Origin of the sequence: Lichenicoccus sp. (assembly GCF_965277665.1) — a bacterium.
Taxonomy (GTDB): domain Bacteria; phylum Pseudomonadota; class Alphaproteobacteria; order Acetobacterales; family Acetobacteraceae; genus Lichenicoccus.
Map to the genome: position 1 here is coordinate 446,257 of NZ_OZ255835.1, position 21,977 is coordinate 468,233.

Sequence of the window (21,977 nt, forward strand, 5' to 3'; positions counted from 1 at the left end):
CCTGCGCTCCGCTGCTCACGGCCGGACGGCCGCTGCGCTGCGTTGCTCGGAAAGTCACGCCGGCCGCGAGCCTGCGGCTCGCTCTCATCCAGCATCAGGCGTTTGCAAGCAGTCTCTTGGGTAGGCGCCGGTACTGGATATTCCTCCGCTGAGTGTTCAGGAACCGCTGCTGGACCGCGAGCCTGGGGCGGTGCTGTTCCGGGACAGCTTGCGCACGGTCACCGCGGCGGCCTTCGTTGCCGACGTGGAGCGTAATGCGGCGCGGCTGCTTTGGGATCCCGATGCCCCGCACGTCGTCAACCTGTGCCACGACCGATACCGGTTCGCCGTCCTGTTCGGTGCCTGCGTCGCCGCCGGCCGGACCAGCCTCTTGAGCGGCGACCAGAGCCCGCGCGCGGTGGCAGCACTCGCCGCCCGCTACGGACAGGCACGCCCGCTTGGCGACGACTGGCTGGAGATCGCGCCCGCGGGCGCCGAGCCGGCGGCGGCGGCGGCGGCGATCCCCGCCATCGACAGCGACCGCGTGGTCGCCATCGTGCTCACCTCCGGCAGCACCGGCGAGCCGACCGCGAGCCGCAAGCGCTGGGGCGAGCTGGTCGCGCGCAGCCGGGCCGCTGCCCGGCGCTTCGGGTTCGTCGGCGAGCCGGCGCACGACCTGGTCGGCAGCGTCCCGCCGCATCACATGTACGGCTTCGAGACCACCGTGCTGCTGCCGCTGCACGCGGCCGTCGCCAGCTGGTGCGGACCGTTCTTCTATCCCGCCGATCTGCGCCTGGCGCTGCAGGCGGCAGCCGGCCGCAGCACCCTGGTGACCACGCCGGTGCATCTGCGCACATTGCTGGCGCCTGCGCCGGGCAAGCCTGTGCACCAGGTGATCTCGGCGACCGCGCCGCTCGATGCCGGGCTGGCCGGCCGTATCGAGCGGGAGTGGGGCACGCAGGTGCTGGAGATCTTCGGCGCCACCGAGGTCGGCTCGATCGCCAGCCGGCGCACCGTGACCGAGCCAGCATGGCGCCTGTATCCCGGCGTCACGATGGTCCCGGACGGGGAGACCGCTTCGGTGCAGGCTCCCTTCGCCGATGCCACCCGCCTGTCCGACAGCATCGCGTGCGCCGAGGACGGCCAGGGCTTCCGCCTGCTCGGCCGCGCCGGCGACCTGGTGAAGCTGGGCGGACGGCGCGCCTCGCTGTCCGGTCTCAGCCGCATCCTGAACCGGATCGACGGGGTCAGCGACGGCATCTTCGTGGCCCCCGACGACCTCGAATGCCGGCCCGGCGCACGCCTGCTCGCCTTCGCGGTGGCGCCCGGACGCGCGGCCCCGGATCTGCTCGCGGACCTCAGGCGCGTGATCGACCCGGTATTCCTGCCGCGCCGGTTGATCCTGTGCGAGGCCTTGCCGCGCAACGCCACCGGCAAGCTGGCGCGCGGCGCCCTGCTGGAGCTGCTCGGGGCGGACGCCGATGGATGACGCAGCGCCGGCTGCCGGCACCGCCTGCGGCAGCTTCCTGATCCCGGACACCCACCCCTGCCTGCCCGGCCACTTCCCCGGCAACCCGGTGGTGCCCGGCGTCGTGCTGCTCGACCAGGCGCTGGCGCTGCTGTTCGACGCCGTTCCCGACCGCCGGCTCTCCAGTCTGCGCGCGGTGCGGTTCCGCATGCCGGTGCTGCCCGGCCAGCGTCTCGACGTCCGGCAGCGTCCCGGGCGCGATGGGGCGGTGGCGCTGACCTGCGTGCGCGGCAGCGAGACCGTGCTGACGGCAACCGTGCTGCTGGCGTGACCTGGGCCGCCGACCGCGAACTGGGCAGCGCGTTGATGCTGCGCGTCATGCTGTGGATCGCGCTCCGGCTCGGGCGGCGCGTCTGCACCGCGCTGCTCTACCCGGTGACGCTGTATTTCTACCTGCGCTCGCGCAGCACGCGCGTCGCATCGCGCGACTACCTGACTCGCGCATTCGGCCGCCGGGCGCGCGAGGCCGACGTGCTGCGTCATGTCTTTACCTTCGCCTGCGTCATCCTCGACCGGGTGTTCTTCCTGACTGGTCGAAGCACGGACTACCATGTCGAGGTGCAGGGCCTGGCCGAGCTGGATGCGATCCTCGATAGCGGCCGCGGCTGCATCCTGCTCGGCTCGCACATGGGCAGCTTCGACGTGCTGCGCGCGTTCGGGCGGGGCGCGCCGGTCAAGGTCAAGCCGGTGATGTTCCGGCGCAAGCAGGGACCGTTGACCGGACTGCTCGAGCGCCTCGACCCGGAGATGGCGGCCTCCGTCATCGAGATCGGCCGCACCGATGCGATGCTGCGCGTGCAGGAGAGCGTCGCTGCCGGCGAGATGGTGGGCTTCCTCGCCGACCGCGACCCAGACGGCGGCCGCACCATGCCGGTGCGCTTCCTCGGCGATGCGGCCGAGTTCGCCTGCGGCCCGCTGATCATCGCCTCGGTGATCGAGGCGCCGGTCATGCTGTTCTACGGCGTGCGCACCGGGCCGTGCCGCTACACGGTGCGCTTCGAGCCGTTCGCCGAGCGGATCGTGCTGCGTCGCCGGGAACGCCAGGCCGACCTGCGGCTGTGGATCGAGCGCTATGCCGCCAGCCTGGAGCGAAGCTGCCGGGCGACGCCGTACAACTGGTTCAATTTCTACCTGTTCTGGTCAAACACCGACTATGCGGCCGGCCGTGCCGGGAACAGCTATGATTGATCGCCCTCTGCTGCTGTCGTTCGCCCTCTGCTGTGCCATCTCCGGCGTGCCGTCCCGTGCGTCCGACAGCGTGCTCATGCAGATCATGCAGGGACTGGCCGCGCAGCCCTCCAGGCAGGCGCATTTCAGCATGCAGAAACACCTGTCCAGCCTGACGGCGCCGGTGCTCAGCCAGGGCACGCTGGCGTATCGCCGGCCGGATCACCTGGAGCAGGACACCACCGTGCCGCAGCCGGAGCGGCTGCTGATCGAGGGCGACAGCGTCTCGATCAGCAGCCCCGGCCAGCCGACCCGGACGCTGCCGCTCGACGAGAGCCCGGCGCTGCGTATCCTGACCGATACCTTGCGCGGCACGCTGGCCGGCGATCTCGGCACGCTGCGTCGGCATTTCACCCTGGACGAGTCCGGTGGCATCGATCGCTGGCGCATCGTGCTGCACCCGGCCGGCAACGTGGCGGCCCAGGTGGTCAAGCTGGCCACTATCGACGGCGCCGGCAGCGACGTGCGCCAGATCGACATCGTGCAGGCCAACGGCGACGAGCAGCGGATGACGATTACCCCGTGATCAGCGGCGCCAAACGCTGGCCGCTTGCGCTCGCCATGCTGGCGGCGCTGGCCGTGGCGGGGCTCGTCTTCACCCACATCACCGTGCGCGGCGATCTCGGCGAACTGCTGCCGCATGCCAGTGACCCGGCGGCCCGGCTGGTCGACGAGGAGCTGCGCACCGGCACCGCCGCGAGCCTGCTGCTGATCGGCATCGAGGGCGCGCCGGCCGCCACCTTGGCCGCGGTCAGCAACCAACTGTCGGAGCGGCTGTCGCACGACCCCGGCCTGCTGTTCGTGCAGAACGGCCACCGGCTGCTCGATCCCGATGCGGCGCGCACCCTGTTCGCCTGGCGCTACCTGCTGGCGCCCCAGGCTGCCGACGCCTTTTCCGTCCCCGCCCTGCGCGCCGACTTCATCCGGCTGCGCGACGGGCTGGCCTCCTCCGCGTCGCCGCTGGTGCAGCAGTACGGCCTGCCCGACCCGACCGGGGCGCTGCCGGCGCTGCTCGCAGCGTGGCACGGCGGCGGCAGCGCGGTCCTGCGCGACGGTGTCTGGTTCGCGCCCGCGTCCGGACCGGGTGGCGATCGCGCCCTGCTGCTCGCCCGGCTCGCGGCGTCCGGCACCGACCTGCCGGCGCAGGCCCGCGCGCTGCATCGCCTGCAGGCGGCGTTCAACCACATCCCGGACCGGCGGGGCGCCCGCCTGCTGGTAACCGGGGCGCCGGTCTTCGCCCAGGCGGCGGAGGCAGCGGTGCGGCGCGACGTGCGCCTGCTGTCGATCGTCTCGGCGCTGCTGGTGGCGGGCTGGCTGAGCTGGCGTTTCCGCTCGCCCTGGGTGCTGGCGGCGATCGCGATCAGCGTCGCCCTCGGCCTGTCGGCCGCAGCACTCGCGGTGCAGCTGGCCTTCGGCTTCGTGCACGGCATCACGCTGGGCTTCGGCATGACCATGCTGGGCATCACCATCGACTACCCGGTGCTGCTGGTTGGCCATCGCAAGCAGGGCGAGCCGCCGGCCGCCACCATCCGGCGCATCGCCCGGCCGTTCACGCTGTCGGTGCTGACCGCGAGCCTCGGCCTGTCCGGCATGGCCGGCTCGGGTTTCCCGGGTGTCGCGCAACTCGGCCTGTTCGCCGCCACCGGGATCCTGGCCTCGGCGGCGGCGACGCGCTGGCTGCTGCCGGCCCTCATCGGGCGCGCCGGCCTCGCCCCTTCCTATGCCGGCGATCCGGGACGGCTCGACGGCATCGAGCGCTGGCGTCGCTGGCGGCTGTGGGGGGCGTTGCCGCCGCTGCTGGCGGTGCTCGGCATCGGGCTCGCCGGCGGTCCGCGCCTCGCGACCGATCTCGCCAGCCTGACGCCGGTGCCGCCGTCGCTGCTGGCACTCGATGCCAGCCTGCGGGCGCAGCTGGGTGGTCCCGATATCGGCCAGCTCGGGCTGGTGCGGGCGGCGACGCCGGACGGCGTGCTGCGGGCGCAGGAGGCCGTCGCACCCGGCCTTGCCGCCCTGGTGGCGCGTCATGCCATGGCCGGGGTCGAGGACGCGGCGCGGCTGCTGCCCAGCGTGGCGATCCAGCGCGACCGGCAGAGCGCCTTGCCCGACGACGCGACCCTGCGCCGTGCCATCGCCCAGGCGGCCGCCGGCCTCGGCTTCACGCCGCGGGCCTTCGAGGCTTTCGCCGCCGGCGTCGCGCAGGCGCGCGGCCAGTCGCCGCTGACGGTGGACGAGCTGCCGCCCGGCCTGCTGCGGACCCGGCTCGAGGCCCTGCTGTTCCGGCGCGACGGCGCCTGGTTCGGGCCGGTGATCCCGGCCGGAATCGCCGACCCGGTGGCAATGGCGGCGATCTTCGCGCGCGCCGGCTGGACGTTCATCGACGTGCGCCGCACCACCGAGGCGGTGGTGCGCGGCTATACAAGCCAGGCCTGGCCGTATCTCGCAGGCGGCGCCGGCCTCGGGGTGCTTGTGCTGCTGCTCGGGCAGCGCGATCCCGTCCGCTCGCTGCGCGTGCTGGCCGCAATCGCGGCCACGCTGCTGGTGACGCTCGCGGCCCTGGTGCTGTCCGGCACCCGCCTCACGCTGATCCACCTGGTCTCGCTGCAGTTCGTGGCCGGGATCGGGCTCGACTACGCGCTGTTCTTTGCACGCCCGCAACTCGACGCCGAGGAGCGCGCCCGCACCCTGCGCACCCTGGTCACCTGCAACGTCATGGCGCTGCTCACCTTCTCGCTGCTCTGCCTGTGCCGCACGCCATTGCTGCGCGAGATCGGGGGCACCGTCTGCATCGGCGTCGTGCTCGCCATGGTGTTCGGATTCCTGTTCGCGGGCGAGCGGCCGGACTATGGTGCATCATCCCCGGACACAGACAGCCCTGCATGACCCCGTTGCACCTCACCGCGACGACGCTCGCCAGCGCGCTCGGAGCCGGCGCGGGAGCCACCCTGGATGCGCTGCGCGGCGAGCGCTCCGGCCTGGCACCTTGCGACTTCGAGCAGGTCGGGATCGGCGGCCATGTCGGCCGCGTCGCCGGCCTGGAGCAGGCGGCGCTGCCGCCGGGCCTCGCGCAGTATGACTGCCGCAACAACCGGCTGGCCTGGCTCGCCTTGCAGCAGGACGGCTTCATCGAGGCGGTGCAGGGTGCTGTCGGCCGGCACGGTGCCGGACGCATCGCCGTGGTGCTCGGCACCAGCACCTCGGGCATCCTGTCGGCGGAGAACGCCTACCGGGCCCGCGATCCGGCGACCGGGCTGCTGCCGGACTGGTTCCGCTATGATGGCAGCTACGACCTGTTCTCGCTGTCGCGCTTCGTCGCCGACCTGCTCGGGCTGACCGGTCCGGCGATGACGGTGTCCACCGCCTGTGCCTCCAGTGCGCGCGCCTGCCTGGACGCCTCGCACTTGATTGCGAGCGGTGTGGTCGATGCCGCCCTGGTGGGGGGCGCCGACAGCCTGTGCCGCCTGACCCTGCACGGCTTCAACTCGCTCGAGCTGGTCTCGCCGGCGCGCTGCCGCCCGTTCGATGCCGCCCGACGGGGGATCTCGATCGGCGAGGCCGCCGGCTTCGCCCTGCTGGAACGCGAGCCGCGCCAGCCGGGCGGCGTGGCGCTGCTCGGGATCGGGGCGTCCAGCGACGGCTACCACATGTCCTCGCCGCAGCCGGACGGGATCGGCGCCGAGCAGGCGATGCGCCGCGCGCTGTGCAGCGCCGGGCTGGAGCCTGGGCAGATCGACCATATCAACCTGCACGGCACCGGCACCCGCGCCAATGACCTGATGGAGGCGCGTGCGGTCGGCCGGGTGTTCGGAACCGCCACGCCCTGCGCGTCCACCAAGGGCTGGACCGGGCACTGCATGGGCTCGTCCGGGATCGTCGAGGCGCTGATCGCCGGGCTCTGCATCACCCACGACCTGCTGCCCGGCTGCCTGGGGCTTGCGACACCGGATCCGGAGATCGCGCTCGACCTGCCGCTGCATAACCGCAGCGCCCGCCTCGACCGGGTGATGAGCAACTCATTCGGTTTCGGCGGGATCAATGTCAGCCTGGTGCTCGGACGACCGGCCTGATGCGACAGATGATGCGCGTGTCGCTGATCGGGAGCGCGGTGCGCGCGCCGGGCCTCGGCGCCTGGGAGCAGGCGCTCCCGGTGCTGGCGGGCGAGGTCGCGGCCGATCCCGAAGCCGCTCTCGACCTGCCGCCGCCGGCGCTGCTGTCGCCCAACGAGCGCCGCCGCAGCGGACTGCCGGTGCGTCTCGCCCTTGCGGTCTGCGAGGAGGCCTCGCGCATGGCGGGCCACCAACCCGGCGCGCTGCCGGGCATCTTCGGCAGCTCGAACGGCGACGGCGCGGTGGTGCACCACCTGCTCGAGACGCTCGCCGGTCCCGACCCGCTGCTCTCGCCGACCCGGTTCCACAACTCGGTGCATAATGCGGTGGCCGGCTACTGGTCGATCGCCACCGGCTCGTCGGCGCCGGTCACCGTGCTGGGCTGCCACGACGCGACCTTCGCCGCCGCCCTGCTCAAGGCCGCCTGCGAATGCGTTGCGGACGGGGTGCCGGTGCTGCTCTGCCTCTACGATGCGCCGATGCAGCTGCCGCTCGGGGCGCTGCGCACGACGACGATCGCCCTGGCCGCCGCCTTCGTGCTGGCTCCCGGCGCCGCTCCCGGGGCGCTGGCCAGCCTTGCCATCGACTTCGTCGCGGCCGCCAACGTTCCCGAGCCGGTGCCGATGGCGCCGGGCCTGCAGGCCCTGTGGCGGCAGAACCCGGTCGGACGCGCGCTGGTGCTGCTGGAGGCGATCGCCCGGCGCCGGCCCGCGACGCTTGCATTTCCGTACAATGCAGGCCACCTCGCGGTAAGCCTCGCATGATGATCGAGCGCGACCGGATCATGGCGCTGATCCCGCAGCAGGGCGCGATGTGCCTGCTGGACCGCGTCGTCGGCTGGTCCGCGGACCGGATCACGTGCGAGAGCAGCTTGCACCTGTCGGAGCGCAACCCGCTGCGCCGCGACGGCCGCCTCGGCATCGTCTGCGGCGCCGAGTTCGCGTTCCAGGCGGCGGCCCTGCACGGCGCGCTGCTGGCCGGCGGCGTGCCGCAGCGCCCGGGCTACGTCGCGGCGCTGCGGCTGTCGCTGGTCGGCGCCGATCGCCTTGACGATCCTCGGCATGGGCTGCTCAACATCTGTTCGATGCTGGAACTGAATGATCCGGGCGGCCTGATCTACGGCTTCGCGCTGCGCGGCCAGGATGGTCCCGCGCTGCTGCAGGGGCGCGGCACGATTGCGTTCCCGGGCTGCATGGCGGCTCCGGCATGAGCCGCAGGGCGCTGGTGACCGGCGGCGCCTCGCCGATCGGGGCCGCGATCTGCCGCAGGCTGGCGCGCGACGGCCTGCACGTCACCATCCATGCGCATCGCAACGCGGCGGCGGCCGAGCAGCTGGCGCGCGAGCTGTGGGCGGCGGGGCATCCGGCCAGCACGCTGGTCTGCGACCTGACCGATTGCGAGGCCACCGCGCGCGCGCTGGCGCCGCTGATCGCGCACGGCGTGCCGCAGGTGCTGGTGCATAATGCCGGCACGCATGACGACGTACCGCTGGCCGGCATGTCGTCGGCGCAATGGCGCGAGGTGCTGGCGGTGTCGCTGGACGGCTTCTTCGCGTTGACACAGCCGCTGCTGCTGCCGATGCTGGCGACACGCTGGGGCCGGGTCATCGCGCTGTCCTCGATCACCGCGACCCTGGGCAATCGCGGGCAGGCCAATTACGGTGCCGCCAAGGCCGGTCTCGAAGGTGCTGTGCGCTCGCTGTCGCGCGAGTTGGCCAGCCGCGGCATCACCGCCAATGCGGTGGCACCCGGCATCATCGCCTCGCCGGCAGTGGATGCGGTCATGGATGCAGAGGCGATCGCCGCCATGGTGCCGATGAAACGGGCCGGAACACCCGAGGACGTCGCCGGGCTGGTCGGTTTTCTCGCCTCCGACGCGGCGGCCTACATCACCGGCCAGGTGATCCACATCAATGGCGGGATGGCCTGACATGCGCGATCTCGACTGTGACGTCCTGGTGATCGGCGGTGGTCCGGCCGGCAGCACGGCGGCGGCCCTGCTCGCGCGGCGCGGGCGCGACGTGGTGCTGATCGAGAAGTCGGCGCATCCGCGCTTCCATATCGGCGAGAGCCTGCTGCCGCGCAACCTCGCCTTGCTCGAGCGCCTCGGCGTCGCCGAAGCGGTGCACGCGATCGGCGTGTTCAAGCCCGGTGCCGAGTTCGTCTCCGACACGTGCGGGCGCAGCGTGGCGTTCCCGTTCCGGCTGGCGCTGGCCGGCGGTGCTGCGCATTCCTACCAGGTGCGGCGCTCGGATTTCGACAAGATCCTGTTCGACAACGCGACATCCTCCGGTGCGCGCGGCTTCGAGCGCGTGCGTGCGACCGACATCGAGCGCCATGCCGGGCACAGCATCGTCACCGTGCGCTCCGAGTCCGGCACGAACAGCCGGATCACCGCCCGCTACGTGCTCGATGCATCCGGCCGCGACAGCTTCCTGGCTGCCCGCCGCGGCAACCGGCAGGCCGACAAGCGCAACAACACCGCCTCGGTGTACGCGCACTACCGCGACGTGGCGCCGCGCGATGCCGCGATGACGGGCTACATCTCGATCCATCTCGCACAGGATGGCTGGTTCTGGGTGATCCCGCTGCCGGATGGCGTCACCAGCGTCGGCTTCGTCGGCACGCAGGCGGCGTTCCGCGCGCGCCATGGCGACAATGCCGGCTTCCTCGATGCGCGCATCGCCGCCAGCCCGACCTTGCGCGCGCGCCTCGCCGGCGCCACGCGCTGCTCCGAGGTGACCGCCACCGGCAACTACTCGTACCGCGCCGCCAGGTCCTGGGACGGCAATGTCTGCATGATCGGCGACGCGTTCGCCTTCGTCGACCCGATGTTCTCGTCGGGCGTGCTGATGGCGATGACCGCGGGCGAACTCGGCGCCCAGACCGCGGATGCCTGGCTCGACGACCCCGCGCGCGGCCGGATTCTGGCGGCGCGGGCCGAGCGCCGCCTGGTGGCCGCGATCGATCGGATCAGCTGGCTGATCTACCGCATCAACGATCCAGTGCTGCGCGCGCTGTTCATGTCGCCGCGCAACACGCTGCGCATGCGCGACGGGCTGGTCTCGCTGCTCGCCGGCAATCTCGATCGCGACCTGCGCTCGATGCTGCCGGTGCTGGCGTTCAAGAGTGTGTATCGCGTGGCACGCGGGGCCGACCGGCTGCGCCGCGCCTGGCGCCGTCTGCCACGGACCGTGGCCCGACAGTCCGATCTCCAGGACAGGGTTGCTTGACCACCTGTGAGGTCGCGTATCGGGACGGCGCCTGGCATCTTGTCCGCACCGAGGGCGGACATGACCGCATCCTGCTGGCCGGCGAGCCGGTCGCGGCCTTCGAGCCGGGCTGGAGTCCGCGTCGCGCCAACCTCGCCTTCGGCCCCACTTTGTTCCTCGATCTGCGCCACGCGGACGGGCGACAGGCGACCTGGTTGCTCGATGCGCAGTACGAGCATCGTGGCAGCAGCCTGGCGCAACTGTCCGGCGATGCCGTCGCCGCCATCGCGCAGGGCGTGCGGCCGGTCGCCCACGCGGTCTGCCGGTCCATCCTGTGCACCACGCAGCCGACGCGTCCGGAGGCGCTCGACCGGCTGCGCGGGTTGAATGCCGGCATGATCGAGGCACTGCTCGATCTTGCCGTCGAGGACACCGAGATCGTCGAAATCGCACCGTCCGGTCCCGCCTCCGAGGGCATCGCCATCAGGCTCCCGGACGGTCGCTGCCTGCTGTTGCAGGCAATATCGCAGGCGCTGTCAGGCAACGTGCAGGACGCCTTCATCGATGCCATGTCGTCCGGCGCCATCGCCTGCGTATCGCCGGTCGACGGACGCATCCTGCAGTCGCGCGACAGCCTGGTGATCGGCGAGCACCGCAACGCCTACCGGTTTTTCGACGAGCGGCACGATCTGGTATTCTATCTCGGCACCACGCGATATCACCACGCATGGTCCGACCTGTTCATCCCGTCCGCCAACCTCGCCGTCACGCAGCATGCCGGCGACGGCGCGATGCTGCGACGGTTGCTGCGGAAGTTCGTCGGGCACGCGGTGCACGAGGCGGACGCGCTGCTGGCCTATCTCGAAAGCCCGTCGCGAACCTTCGCGGCCGCCTTCAGGGGTGTCGGCAACCTGCACATGGGCCATCAGCTCTGGAACGAGCTGACCGGACTCGACCGCCTCGTGGCCCGCGTGCCGCCGGAGCATCTGCCGGTGGTCATCGTGCCGGATGCCGACCAGGGTTCGGAAGTGTTCGCGCCGATCGATCGCATCTTTCCCGAACTTTCCGGCCATGTCGATCGTACCCTGGCCGGGCCGCGTACCCTGGCCGACTTCGTCTATCGCAGCGGCACCTGCATGGTCCGTGCACTGGACGACCATGTCAGCCTCGCACTGGCGGCGCGCATCCGGGCCGCGGCGGCGGTTGATGGACCGACCGCCTGGGATCTGTCGCTGGCGGCCCGGCTGGCACAGGAGCACATACCGGTGATCCTGCTCGGCGTGCGCGTCGAGAACCGCACCGCGGTGGATCTGGAGGCACTGCTCGGCGACATCATCGCGCATCTGCACGACCGGCTTGGCCGCGTGGCGATCGTGCTGGACGGCCACAATGCGCGCATCGGCCACGATCCGGTCAGCAGCTTCGACAGTTTCGGCCAGCAGCCCGGGCACGAGCATCCGGTATTCGTCGAGCTGCGACTGGCGCAGGCGCTGCGGCGGCGGTATCCGGGCCCGGAGGTGCTCCTCGTCAATCTGTTCGGAAGCGCGATGCCGCGCAGCCTGTTCTGGGCCGGACGCTGCGCGTTCTTTGTGGGCTTCTGGGGCGCGGGTTTGGCCAAGTATCGCTGGGTCTGCAACCGTCCCGGCCTGGTGCTGAGCAATGGATGGAACCTGCGCCACCGCCAGGACCTCGGCATCTACGACCAGCCGCGCTACCAGGAGGGCGGCACCGACCTGCGCTTCATCGACGCTGGCTGCATCACCGACGATGCGGCGGCTCTGGTGCTGTTCGCGCCGATCGACCCGGTGCCGAGCTACAGCAATTTTCACGTGGCGCGAGAGCCGCTCATGCGCGAGCTGGACGCGATGCTCGCGGATCATGTCATGGGCTGACGCCGGATCGGATCGGCCGGCGGCGCCCGTGCAGCCGGGCGGCAATGATCACAACGATGACGCTGAACAGGCTCGCCACCACCTGCGATCGCTGCGCCGGTTGCAGCACCATACTGAGCAGCACGCACGCGATCGCCGCAATCACCGCGCCGCTCAGCCACGGATGTCCCCACATGCGATAGGCCGGGGTCGCGCCGGAGGCCGCCATCGCCGACCGGGCGCGCAACTGGGCGGTGGCGATCACCGCGTAGATCGCCAGGATCACCGCGCCGGAGGCATTCAGCAGGAAGGCGAACACCAGGTCCGGTGACACCACCGAGGCGATGGCGGCCAGGAACCCGGTCACGCTGCCGGCGAGGATCGCCCGGGTCGGCACGCCGCGTCGGTTTCGCACCACCATCGCCTGCGGCGCGTCGCCCTGCAGGGCGAGCTCGTTGAGGATGCGCGAGGTCACGTAGAGCCCGGAATTGAGGCAGGACAGCACCGCCACCAGCACCACCGCCGCCATCAGCGTGGCGCCGCCCGGGATGCCCATGACATCCATCGCGGTGACGTAGGGCGAGTGGCCGGACCGGATCGCGCCCCAGGGCACGATGCACAGGATGACCAGGATCGAGGCCAGGTAGAACAGCAGGATGCGCAGCGCCACGGTGCGGGCCGCGCGGGCCACGTTGGCGGCCGGATCGCGCGAATCCGTCGCCGCGATGCTGGCGATCTCGGCCCCGGTCAATGAGAACATCACGCTCGGCACAGCCGCCAGCACCGCCAGGCCGCCATTCGGCAACGGTCCGCGAAGTGCGCCGCGTCCGCCGAACAGGCTCGACAGGGGATCGTGGCCGGCCACGCCGGCGTGGCCGAGCCAGGCGCTACCCACCAGGATGAACAGCACGATGGCGCCGACCTTGAGCAGGGAGAACCAGAACTCGAACTCGCCATAGGCGCGCACCGACATCAGGTTGCTCGAGGTCATCACGGCGATCAGCAGCAGGCCGATCAGCCAGACCGGCGCATGGGGTATCCAGTCCGGGGGCAGCCAGTCATGGATCAGCGAGGCACCCGCCACGGTCTCGGCACCCACCACGATCACCCAGAAATACCAGTACAGCCAGCCGGTCACGAAGCTGACCTGCGGGCCCAGGGACAGGCGGACATAGGCGTTGAACGACCCGGCCCCGGGTCGGGCCAGCGCCATCTCGCCCAGCATGCGCATCATCAGGAACGAGATCATGCCGGCCAGCAGGTAGGCGAGCAGGACCCCAGGCCCGGCGATGCCGATCGCGGTCGAGCTGCCGACGAACAGTCCGGCGCCGATGATGCCGCCGAGCGAGATCATCGCCACGTGGCGCGGGCGCAGCAGCCCCTGGTCGGTCATCCCGCAGCCTTTTCCGGTGCTGGCCCTTCGCTTGCCAGAGCCGTTGCCGAAGATCCAGGCCGCAGGCGGTTGCACCGATCCCGCCCCCATCGCAAACGTGGTTGCACCTTGCCGGTCAACCATGGACATTTAGGCGCAACCGCCATACCGGCATCCGGGAGTTCGTCATGCCCAGCACCACCATCGGGGTGAAGCTCGACGACCTGCTGCGTGGCCGCCTGCGCGAGGCCGCCCAGGCGCAGGGCCGCACCCCGCACTGGTTCGTCAAGCAGGCGATCCTGACCGCGATCGAGCAGGCCGAAGGCGGCGGTGCCATCGCCGTGGACGCGCCGCCGGCGGCACCGGACCCGGACCCGGCCGTGCGCCCGCCACAGCCGTTCCTGGAATTCGCCCAGGGCGTGCAGCCGCAGAGCGTGCTGCGTGCGCGCATCACCGCCGCCTGCCGCATTCCAGAGGAGGAGGCGGTGCCGATGCTGCTGCCCGCCGCCACGCTGCCCTCGGCGCAGGCCGAGGCCGCCGATGCGCTGGCGCGCGCGCTGGTGACGGCGCTGCGGCAGAAATCCGCCCGCGGCGGCGTCGAGGGCCTGATCAAGGAGTACGACCTCTCCAGCCAGGAGGGCATCGCGCTGATGTGCCTGGCGGAAGCGCTGCTGCGCATCCCGGATCGCGCCACCCGGGACGCGCTGATCCGCGACAAGATCAGCACCGGCAACTGGCAGGCGCATCTCGGGCGCTCGCCGTCGCTGTTCGTCAATGCCGCCACCTGGGGGCTGGTGGTGACCGGGCGGCTGACCGCGACCAGCAGCGAGCTCGGCCTGTCATCGGCGCTGACGCGGTTGATCGGGCGCGGCGGCGAGCCGGTCATCCGCCGCGGCGTCGACATGGCGATGCGCATGATGGGCGAGCAGTTCGTCACCGGCCAGACCATCGCCGAGGCGCTCGCCAACAGCCGCCGCCTCGAGAAGCAGGGTTTTCGACATTCGTACGACATGCTCGGCGAGGCGGCGATGACCGCCGAGGATGCGCAGCACTACACCGCCGACTACGAGCGCGCGATCCATGCGATCGGCCGGGCCTCGGCGCGGCGCGGCATCTACGAAGGGGCGGGGATCTCGATCAAGCTGTCGGCGCTGCATCCGCGCTACAGCCGCTCGCAGCGCGACCGCGTCATGGACGAACTGCTGCCCCGTCTGCGCGCGCTGGCGTTGCTCTCGCGCAGCTACGATATCGGCATGAACATCGACGCCGAGGAATCCGATCGCCTGGAGCTGTCGCTGGACCTGCTCGAAGCGCTCTGCCTCGATCCCGAGCTGGCGGGCTGGAACGGCATCGGCTTCGTGGTGCAGGCCTACCAGAAGCGCGCGCCCTTCGTGATCGACTGGATCATCGCACTCGGACGCGCGACCCGCCGCCGCATCATGCTGCGCCTGGTCAAGGGTGCCTACTGGGACAGCGAGATCAAGCGCGCGCAGCAGGACGGCCTCGAAGGCTATCCGGTGTTCACCCGCAAGGCGCATACCGACATCAGCTACATCGCCTGCGCGCGCCGTCTGCTGGCGGCGCCGGACGCGGTGTTCCCGCAATTCGCCACCCACAATGCGCGCACCCTCGCCAGCATCCACGCCATGGCGGGTGCCGGTTTCTATGTCGGCCAGTACGAGTTCCAGTGCCTGCACGGCATGGGCGAGCCGCTGTACGAGGAGGTGGTCGGGCACGACAAGCTCAACCGGCCGTGCCGGATCTATGCACCGGTGGGCACCCACGAGACGCTGCTGGCCTATCTGGTCCGCAGGCTGCTGGAAAATGGCGCCAACACCTCGTTCGTGAACCGCATCGGCGACGCCGAGGTGCCGGTCGAGGAACTGGTCGCCGATCCGGCGGTGCGGGTGGCAGCAGGGGATCCGGTCGGCAGTCCCGAGCCGCGCATTGCGCTGCCGCGGGCGCTGTTCGGACCCGAGCGGCTGAATGCGGAAGGCCTCGACCTCAACAGCGAGCAGCGCCTGGCCTCGCTGTCGGCGTCGCTGCTCGCCTCCTCCGGCGGCCCCTGGACGGCCGTCGCCCCCGGACTCGATGCGCAAGCCTGCGACACGCTGGTGATCACCAGCCCAGCACAGCGGCAGGACCGGATCGGGCTGCTGCACGCAACCCCGGACTCGGCGATACCGGCCCTGGTCGGCCGCGCGGCGGCGGGTGCCGAGCTCTGGCGCACGACACCGCCCGAGGAGCGTGCCGCGATCCTGTGCCGGGCCGCGGTGATGCTGGAGGGCGCGATGCAGCCGCTCGCCGGGCTGATCGTGCGCGAGGCCGGCAAGATCCTGGCGGACGCGGTCGGCGAGGTTCGCGAGGCGGTGGATTTCCTGCGCTACTATGCGGCGGAGGTGCGGTGCTGCTTCGACAACGAGACGCACCGGCCGCTCGGCGTGGTGGCATGCATCAGCCCGTGGAACTTCCCGCTCGCCATCTTCATCGGCCAGGTCGCAGCCGCACTCGCGGCCGGCAACGCGGTGCTGGCAAAGCCCGCGGAGGAAACGCCGCTGATCGCGGCCCAGGCGGTTGCCCTGCTGCATGAAGCGGGCATCCCCGCACCGGCGCTGCAACTGGTGCCGGGCGCCGGCGAGGTCGGGGCGGCCCTCGTGGCCCACGCCGATGTACGCGGGGTCATGTTCACCGGCTCGCTCGATGTGGCAGCCGCCATCCAGCTCGGCATCGCCGGACGGCTCAGCCCGAACGGTCAGCTGGTGCCGCTGATCGCCGAGACCGGCGGCCAGAACGCGATGATCGTGGACAGCTCGGCGCTGACCGAACAGGTGGTGGCCGACGTGCTGCTGTCGGCGTTCAACTCGGCCGGCCAGCGCTGCTCCGCCCTGCGGCTGCTGTGCCTGCAGGAGGATGTGGCGGACCGTACGCTGCGCATGCTGCGTGGTGCGATGGCCGAGCTGTGCATCGGCAATCCGGACCGGCTGCAGACCGATGTCGGGCCAGTGATCAGCGACGCGGCGCGCGAGCTGCTGCTCGCGCATGTGGCGCGGATGCGCGCGGCCGGCCATGCGGTGCATGAACTGGTGCTGGACGCGGCGTGCGCGCACGGCAGCTTCGTGGCGCCGACGCTGATCGAGATCGATGACGTGGCCGACATCGAGCGCGAGGTGTTCGGCCCGGTGCTGCACGTGCTGCGCTATGCCCGCAACGACCTGGACGCCCTGCTGGAGGATATCGCAGCCACCGGCTACGCGCTGACGTTCGGCGTGCATACCCGGCTCGACGAAACCATCGCCCACATCGCGGCACGCGCACCGGCCGGCAACATCTACGTCAACCGCAACATCGTCGGCGCCGTCGTCGGCGTGCAGCCGTTCGGCGGCCACGGCCTGTCCGGCACCGGTCCGAAAGCCGGCGGCCCGCTGCTGCTGCGCCGTCTCCTGGCGCACGCGCCGGCGGCGACGACACTGCCGGCAGGCCAGCCGACCGACGCCGCCATCCGCTATGCCGAGCACCTGGCCGCCGCGGTGGCGGAGTGTCCCGGCTGCGGCCTGGAGGCCGGCACCGCTGCCACGGTCCGCTCGATCGCCACGCGCAGTCCGCTCGGCGCCGAACTGGTGCTGCCCGGACCGGTCGGCGAGCGCAACGTCTATGCCCTGCGGCCGCGTGGGGTGGTGCTGTGCGTTGCCGAGACCCTGCAGGGTGCGGCGGTGCAGCTCGCCTGTGTGCTGGCAACCGGCAACCGCCCGCTGATCGACAGGCCGGAGCGGTTCGCCGTACTGCTGGAGCGCCTGCCGGCGGATCTGCTTGGCCAGGATGGGCCAGGCCTGGACGCAGCACCCTTCGCCGCTGCCCTGTTCGAAGGCGATGGCGACGAACTGGCCGAGTTCTCGATCAGGATGGCACATCGCCACGGTCCGCTGGTCACGATCTTTGCGTTCTCGTCACGAGAGATCCGGAGCGGACGCATCTATCCACTGGAGTTCCTGCTGACCGAGCAGTGCGTCAGCGTCAATACGGCGGCGGCGGGAGGCAATGCCAGCCTAATGTCAATCGGCTGAGAGACGGCTCGATAATGCTACTATGGCGGTCATCCGGCGCGCCTTTTCTGCGCTCCGGTGCTCACGGCCAGACGGCCGCTCCGCTCCGGTGCTCGAAAAGTCACGCCGGACCGCCGCCTCTGGCGCCTCTGACAGAGCCCTAGCGCATTCTCGAACCGTCCCCCGACGCTTGAAGCGGCCCATGCTGGAGCGGCGGTTGTTCTGAACGCAAGTTGATGGCATCTTCTTCTGGTGCTGCTGGAACCATGGGGCTCGTGATCGGTTCAGCGGGAGTTTGGCCAATCACTTGTTGATGAGAGACCCGCTCGGTATGGCCGCACACTATCTTGTGACCGGGGGTGCCGGGTTTATTGGTCGCCATCTCTGCACCGAGTTGCTGGAGCAGGGTCACAGGGTTCGCGTTCTCGACAGCCTGATCGATCAGGTGCATGGCGACGCGCCGCCGAGGCTGCCGCCGGATGTCGAGGTGCTGCACGGCGACGTTCGCGACATCGCATCGGTCGATCGCGCGCTCGCCGGCGTCGCCGGCGTGTTCCACCTGGCGGCCGAGGTCGGTGTCGGGCAGAGCATGTACGAGATCGCCCGCTATGTCGGCGCGAACGATCTCGGCACCGCGGTGCTGCTGGAGCGGCTGGCCTCGACGCCGGTGCGCCGGCTCGTCGTGGCATCATCCATGAGTGTCTATGGCGAGGGCCTGTATGCCGACGCGGCCGGCCGGCGCCATGACAACGTGCAGCGCATCGTGCGGGAGGGTTCGAGCCAGTGGGACCCGGTGGCGCCCGACTGCGGCGCCTTGCATCCGGTGCCGACGGATGAGAGCAAGCCGGTCGATCTTGCCTCGGTCTATGCCGTCACCAAGTTCGTGCAGGAGCGCAACTGCCTCATCGTCGGTCGCGCGTACGGCATCGAGGCGGTGGCGTTGCGTCTGTTCAACGTGTTCGGCCCGGGCCAGGCATTGTCCAATCCATATACCGGCGTGCTGGCGAATTTCGGCGCCCGCCTGCTGCATGGACAGCCGCCCTTGGTCTTCGAGGACGGCAGGCAGAAGCGAGACTTCGTTCACGTCCGCGACGTCGCACGCGCTTTCCGCCTCGCGATGGACGTGCCGCAGGCAGCCGGGCAGGTGATCAATATCGGCAGCGGCCGCTCCTACGAAATAGCGCAGATCGCCAACATGCTAGCCGATGCCATGGACGTTCCGCACCTCGCGCCGCAGCTGCTCGGCAAGGCGCGGGCCGGCGATATCCGCCACAACTTCGCCGATATCGGCCGCGCGCGGGCTGTGCTCGGCTATGCGCCGGAATACCCGCTCGAACAGACCATCGGCGAGGCCGCGGCCTGGATACGCGGCGCGCAGGCGACCGACCGCGGCGAGGACGCGTGGCGTCAGCTAGAGGCGCGCGGGTTGATGGCATGAACAGCGTGGCGGCAGCCAACGCCGGCTTGCGTCCGTTCGGCTTCGTCGAGTGGTTCCGCCCGGGAGAGCATCGGCGTGTCCTCGCTGCCATCGAGGGCATGCGCCGGGTCGGCGCCACCAGCCTGCGCACGCACCTGTCCTGGGCCGACTACCAGGCGCCGGGTGGCCAGGACTGGTACGACTGGCTGATCCCGACGCTCGGACAGGCTTTCGACCTGCTGCCCTGCATCCACTACACGCCGCCTTCGCTGTCGCGTACCGGTTTATGCACCGGCGCGCCCCGGCGGCTGCGCGACTACGCCGATTTCGTCGATCATGTCCTGACCCGCTACGGCAACAGTTTCCGGCATGTCGAGCTGTGGAACGAGCCGAACAACCTGCTCGACTGGGACTGGCGCGAGGATCACGACTGGCTGCTGTTTTGTGAAATGATCGGCGACGCCGCGCACTGGGTCGAGCAGCGTGGCTTCAGGGCGGTGCTCGGCGGCCCGTGCCCGTTCGATCCGAACTGGCTCGAACTGATGGGCGAGCGTGGCGTGCTCGGCAAGGTTTCCGCGGTCGGCTTCCACGGCTTTCCGGGAACCTGGGACAGCGAAGCCAGCACCTGGCGCGGCTTCGATGTGCACCTGCAGGCGATGCGGTCGATCCTCGACCGCTACCGGCCCGGCCTGCAGATCTGGCTGACCGAGACAGGCTACTCCACGTGGCGCAACGACGAGGCTGAACAGGTCGAGCGCTTTCGCGCGGCGCTCGCCGCACCCGCTGAGCGGCTGTACTGGTATGGCTGGCAGGATATTCCGCGCGACGTGGCCGTGCAGGAAGGGCTGTATTTCGATCCGCGCCATTATCATCTCGGCGTGAACGACGCGCAGGGGCGGCCAAAGCTGCTGCGCCGGTTGCTGGAGGCAGGCCTCGTGACACCGAGCCGCCCCTCGTCGTCGCCCGCATCATCGCCGGTCGCATCATCGCTTGCGGCGCCGGCGCTGCACGCGTCGCGTGGCCATGTTGCCATCATCGGGGGCGCCGGCTTCATCGGCAGCAATCTCGCCGATGCGCTGCTGCGCGACGGCGAGCAGGTGGTGGTACTCGACAGCCTCGCGCGGCCGGGGGTCGAGCGGAACCTGGCATGGCTGCAGGACCGGCACGGCTTTGCGGTGCAGCCGCTGCTGGCCGATCTGCGCGACGCCGGCGCTGTCGCGGCAGCGGTGGTGGGTGCCAGGGCGGTGTTTCACCTTGCGGCGCAGGTCGCGGTGACATCCAGCCTGACGGATCCGCGTCACGACTTCGCGGTGAATGCCGAAGGCACCCTGAACGTGCTGGAGGTGCTGCGCGAGCGCTCCCCAAGGACGCCCCTGGTGTTCGCCAGCACCAACAAGGTGTACGGGCAGCTTGCCGACCTGGACATGATGGAGGCCGGCCGCCGCCACCAGCCCAGCGATCCGGTGCTGCGTGGGCACGGCATCGCGGAACAACGCCCGCTCGATTTCTGCACGCCCTACGGCTGCTCCAAGGGAGTTGCCGACCAGTATGTGCTGGACTATGCGCACAGCTTCGGCCTGCGCACCGCGGTGCTGCGGATGAGCTGCATCTACGGCCCGCGCCAGTTCGGCACCGAGGATCAGGGCTGGGTCGCGCATTTCCTGATCCGCGCGTTGGCCGGCGAGCCGATCACGCTCTATGGCGACGGCAAGCAGGTACGCGACATCCTGCACGTCAACGACGCGGTGTCGGCCTACCGCCGCGTCATGAACGCAATCGATGAAGTTCGCGGGTCCGCCTTCAATCTTGGCGGCGGCCCGGCGAATGCGGTGAGCCTGGTCGAGGTGCTCGACGAGATCGCGATGATCACCGGGCGACGCAGCCCCACGCATCGCCAGGTGTGGCGCACCGGCGACCAGCCCTGGTTCGTGGCCGACACGCGCCGGCTTACTGCTGCGACCGGATGGCAGCTCGAGGTCGGCTGGCGGGACGGATTGCGCGATCTCGCCGGCTGGCTGCAGGGCGAGCGGCTGGGGCAGCCAGCCAGCCGGGCGGTCGCCTGACGCAATGCTGTCTAGACGCGTCCTGACGCGATGCTCTCTAGACGCGTCCTGACGCGATGCTGCCGGAACGCGTGCTGATCAGCACCGATGCGGTCGGCGGTGTCTGGCGGCATGCCATCGACCTCGCGCGGTCGCTGAATGGCGCCGGCATCGGCTGCCTGCTGGCCGGGTTGGGGCCACCGCCGCCGGACCGGTCGGAGGCCGAGGCGCTGGCCCCCGGCACCGCTCTGGTCTGGACCACGATGGGGCTCGACTGGATGCAGCCCGATGCCGACGCGGTGGCCGGCATCGGCGCGGAACTGGCGCAGATCGGGCGCCAGGGCGGCGTCGATCTGCTGCACCTGAACCTCCCGTCGCAGGCGGCCGGGGTGCCGGATGGCGTGCCTGTCGTGGCGATGTCGCATTCCTGCATTCCGACCTGGTGGGCGGCGGTCCGCGGCGAGGCGCTGCCGCCCGCCTATCGCTGGCAGCAGGCGGCGACCCGCCTGGGGATGGACCGTGCCTCTGCGGTCATGGCGCCGAGCCGCAGCCATGCCGAGGCGCTGGAGCGCGTGTATGGGCCGGTGGATGGCCTGACGGTGCTCTACAACGCCCGGTCCGACGCCGACGACTCTTCCGGCGGGGGAGGCCGGCGGCCGGTCGTGCTGGCTGCCGGCCGCTGGTGGGACGAGGCAAAGAACGCCGCAATCCTCGATCGCGCCGCGGCGCGGGCATGCTGGCCGATCGAACTGGCCGGCCCGCTGACAGGCCCGGACGGCATGCGCGTCGATCTCGCGCACGCGACCGCGCTGGGTGCGCTGCCGCCGGCCGCCTTGCGAGCCCGAATGCAAGAGGCCGCCATCTTCGCCTCCCCGTCGCTCTACGAGCCGTTCGGGCTCGCGGTGCTGGAGGCGGCGGCGAGCGGCGCGGCCCTGATGCTCGCCGATATTCCGACCTTCCGCGAGCTCTGGTCCGACGCCGCCTTGTTCGTGCCGCCGGAACGGCCCGAGGCCTGGACAGAAGCCATCGCGCTGCTGGCGCATGATGCGGACCGCCGTCGCACGTTCGCAGGCGCTGCACGCGAGCGCGCCGCCGGCTTCACCGCGGTGAGGCAGCTCGACGGTCTGCTCGGAATCTACGAGGCCGCGATGCAGCGCGGCATGCGCCGGCCGGACCGGATTTACTGA

At 70.8% G+C, this 21,977-nt stretch carries 16 protein-coding genes; 15 read left to right on the plus strand and 1 reads right to left on the minus strand.

Annotation, left to right across the window (positions count from 1 at the left end):
• The first annotated feature begins 190 nt into the window (after positions 1-190).
• From ACQY4O_RS02065 to ACQY4O_RS02115, 11 genes are read left to right on the plus strand one after another with little or no spacing between them, the layout of a single operon-like run.
• Entirely contained in the window at positions 191-1,468 is a 1,278-nt protein-coding gene (locus ACQY4O_RS02065) for an AMP-binding protein (protein ID WP_428374582.1), read from the plus strand.
• On the plus strand, positions 1,461-1,778 hold the full coding sequence (locus tag ACQY4O_RS02070) for a hypothetical protein (protein WP_428374583.1): 318 nt from the start codon (positions 1,461-1,463) through the stop codon (positions 1,776-1,778). Before ACQY4O_RS02065 ends, ACQY4O_RS02070 begins: the two co-directional genes overlap by 8 nt.
• Entirely contained in the window at positions 1,775-2,695 is a 921-nt protein-coding gene (locus ACQY4O_RS02075; protein ID WP_428374584.1) for an acyltransferase, read from the plus strand. Before ACQY4O_RS02070 ends, ACQY4O_RS02075 begins: the two co-directional genes overlap by 4 nt.
• Entirely contained in the window at positions 2,688-3,260 is a 573-nt protein-coding gene (locus ACQY4O_RS02080) for a LolA family protein (protein WP_428374585.1), read from the plus strand. The genes ACQY4O_RS02075 and ACQY4O_RS02080 overlap by 8 nt, the downstream gene beginning before the upstream one ends.
• Positions 3,257-5,614 (plus strand): MMPL family transporter, encoded by a 2,358-nt coding sequence (locus ACQY4O_RS02085; RefSeq protein ID WP_428374586.1) that lies wholly within the window; start codon positions 3,257-3,259, stop codon positions 5,612-5,614. Before ACQY4O_RS02080 ends, ACQY4O_RS02085 begins: the two co-directional genes overlap by 4 nt.
• Entirely contained in the window at positions 5,611-6,798 is a 1,188-nt protein-coding gene (locus ACQY4O_RS02090; RefSeq protein WP_428374587.1) for a beta-ketoacyl-[acyl-carrier-protein] synthase family protein, read from the plus strand. The genes ACQY4O_RS02085 and ACQY4O_RS02090 overlap by 4 nt, the downstream gene beginning before the upstream one ends.
• A gap of 8 nt (positions 6,799-6,806) precedes the next feature.
• On the plus strand, positions 6,807-7,601 hold the full coding sequence (locus ACQY4O_RS02095) for a beta-ketoacyl synthase chain length factor (protein WP_428374588.1): 795 nt from the start codon (positions 6,807-6,809) through the stop codon (positions 7,599-7,601).
• Positions 7,598-8,047: a phosphotransferase gene (locus ACQY4O_RS02100; protein ID WP_428374589.1), complete on the plus strand. Its 450-nt coding sequence runs from the start codon at positions 7,598-7,600 to the stop codon at positions 8,045-8,047. The genes ACQY4O_RS02095 and ACQY4O_RS02100 overlap by 4 nt, the downstream gene beginning before the upstream one ends.
• The gene (fabG, locus tag ACQY4O_RS02105) at positions 8,044-8,766 is read left to right on the plus strand and encodes a 3-oxoacyl-ACP reductase FabG (RefSeq protein ID WP_428374590.1); all 723 of its coding nucleotides are present in this window, start codon (positions 8,044-8,046) and stop codon (positions 8,764-8,766) included. Before ACQY4O_RS02100 ends, fabG begins: the two co-directional genes overlap by 4 nt.
• Position 8,767: 1 nt before the next feature.
• Entirely contained in the window at positions 8,768-10,069 is a 1,302-nt protein-coding gene (locus ACQY4O_RS02110; RefSeq protein WP_428374591.1) for an NAD(P)/FAD-dependent oxidoreductase, read from the plus strand.
• Positions 10,066-11,940 (plus strand): hypothetical protein, encoded by a 1,875-nt coding sequence (locus ACQY4O_RS02115; RefSeq protein WP_428374592.1) that lies wholly within the window; start codon positions 10,066-10,068, stop codon positions 11,938-11,940. The genes ACQY4O_RS02110 and ACQY4O_RS02115 overlap by 4 nt, the downstream gene beginning before the upstream one ends.
• Here ACQY4O_RS02115 and ACQY4O_RS02120 read toward each other — a convergent pair.
• A complete protein-coding gene (locus tag ACQY4O_RS02120) occupies positions 11,930-13,312 on the minus strand; it encodes an amino acid permease (protein ID WP_428374593.1) in 1,383 nt (460 codons plus the stop codon). The two genes, ACQY4O_RS02115 and ACQY4O_RS02120, sit on opposite strands and share 11 nt — an antisense overlap.
• A gap of 167 nt (positions 13,313-13,479) precedes the next feature.
• On the opposite strand from ACQY4O_RS02120, the gene putA reads away from it, so the two are divergent.
• The 4 genes from putA to ACQY4O_RS02140 all read left to right on the plus strand — a co-directional run bounded on the left by putA (position 13,480) and on the right by ACQY4O_RS02140 (position 21,977).
• Entirely contained in the window at positions 13,480-17,352 is a 3,873-nt protein-coding gene (gene putA / locus ACQY4O_RS02125) for a trifunctional transcriptional regulator/proline dehydrogenase/L-glutamate gamma-semialdehyde dehydrogenase (RefSeq protein ID WP_428374594.1), read from the plus strand.
• Positions 17,353-17,662: 310 nt separating this feature from the next.
• Positions 17,663-18,769, plus strand: coding sequence for an NAD-dependent epimerase/dehydratase family protein (locus ACQY4O_RS02130; RefSeq protein ID WP_428374595.1), 1,107 nt, complete (start codon positions 17,663-17,665; stop codon positions 18,767-18,769).
• Positions 18,766-20,811 carry an NAD-dependent epimerase/dehydratase family protein gene (locus ACQY4O_RS02135; protein ID WP_428374596.1) on the plus strand — a complete coding sequence of 682 codons (2,046 nt, stop codon included), beginning with the start codon at positions 18,766-18,768 and terminating at the stop codon, positions 20,809-20,811. Before ACQY4O_RS02130 ends, ACQY4O_RS02135 begins: the two co-directional genes overlap by 4 nt.
• A gap of 56 nt (positions 20,812-20,867) precedes the next feature.
• The gene (locus ACQY4O_RS02140) at positions 20,868-21,977 is read left to right on the plus strand and encodes a glycosyltransferase family 4 protein (protein ID WP_428374597.1); all 1,110 of its coding nucleotides are present in this window, start codon (positions 20,868-20,870) and stop codon (positions 21,975-21,977) included.

Bases quoted from the DNA above. Each gene is read 5' to 3' on its own strand.
- putA (WP_428374594.1), top strand. From the start codon at position 13,480: ATGCCCAGCACCACCATCGGGGTGAAGCTCGACGACCTGCTGCGTGGC.
- fabG (WP_428374590.1), top strand. From the start codon at position 8,044: ATGAGCCGCAGGGCGCTGGTGACCGGCGGCGCCTCGCCGATCGGGGCC.
- ACQY4O_RS02120 (WP_428374593.1), bottom strand. From the start codon at position 13,312: ATGACCGACCAGGGGCTGCTGCGCCCGCGCCACGTGGCGATGATCTCG.
- ACQY4O_RS02080 (WP_428374585.1), top strand. From the start codon at position 2,688: ATGATTGATCGCCCTCTGCTGCTGTCGTTCGCCCTCTGCTGTGCCATC.
- ACQY4O_RS02130 (WP_428374595.1), top strand. From the start codon at position 17,663: ATGGCCGCACACTATCTTGTGACCGGGGGTGCCGGGTTTATTGGTCGC.
- ACQY4O_RS02100 (WP_428374589.1), top strand. From the start codon at position 7,598: ATGATGATCGAGCGCGACCGGATCATGGCGCTGATCCCGCAGCAGGGC.
- ACQY4O_RS02110 (WP_428374591.1), top strand. From the start codon at position 8,768: ATGCGCGATCTCGACTGTGACGTCCTGGTGATCGGCGGTGGTCCGGCC.
- ACQY4O_RS02070 (WP_428374583.1), top strand. From the start codon at position 1,461: ATGGATGACGCAGCGCCGGCTGCCGGCACCGCCTGCGGCAGCTTCCTG.
- ACQY4O_RS02090 (WP_428374587.1), top strand. From the start codon at position 5,611: ATGACCCCGTTGCACCTCACCGCGACGACGCTCGCCAGCGCGCTCGGA.
- ACQY4O_RS02135 (WP_428374596.1), top strand. From the start codon at position 18,766: ATGAACAGCGTGGCGGCAGCCAACGCCGGCTTGCGTCCGTTCGGCTTC.
- ACQY4O_RS02140 (WP_428374597.1), top strand. From the start codon at position 20,868: ATGCTGCCGGAACGCGTGCTGATCAGCACCGATGCGGTCGGCGGTGTC.
- ACQY4O_RS02095 (WP_428374588.1), top strand. From the start codon at position 6,807: ATGATGCGCGTGTCGCTGATCGGGAGCGCGGTGCGCGCGCCGGGCCTC.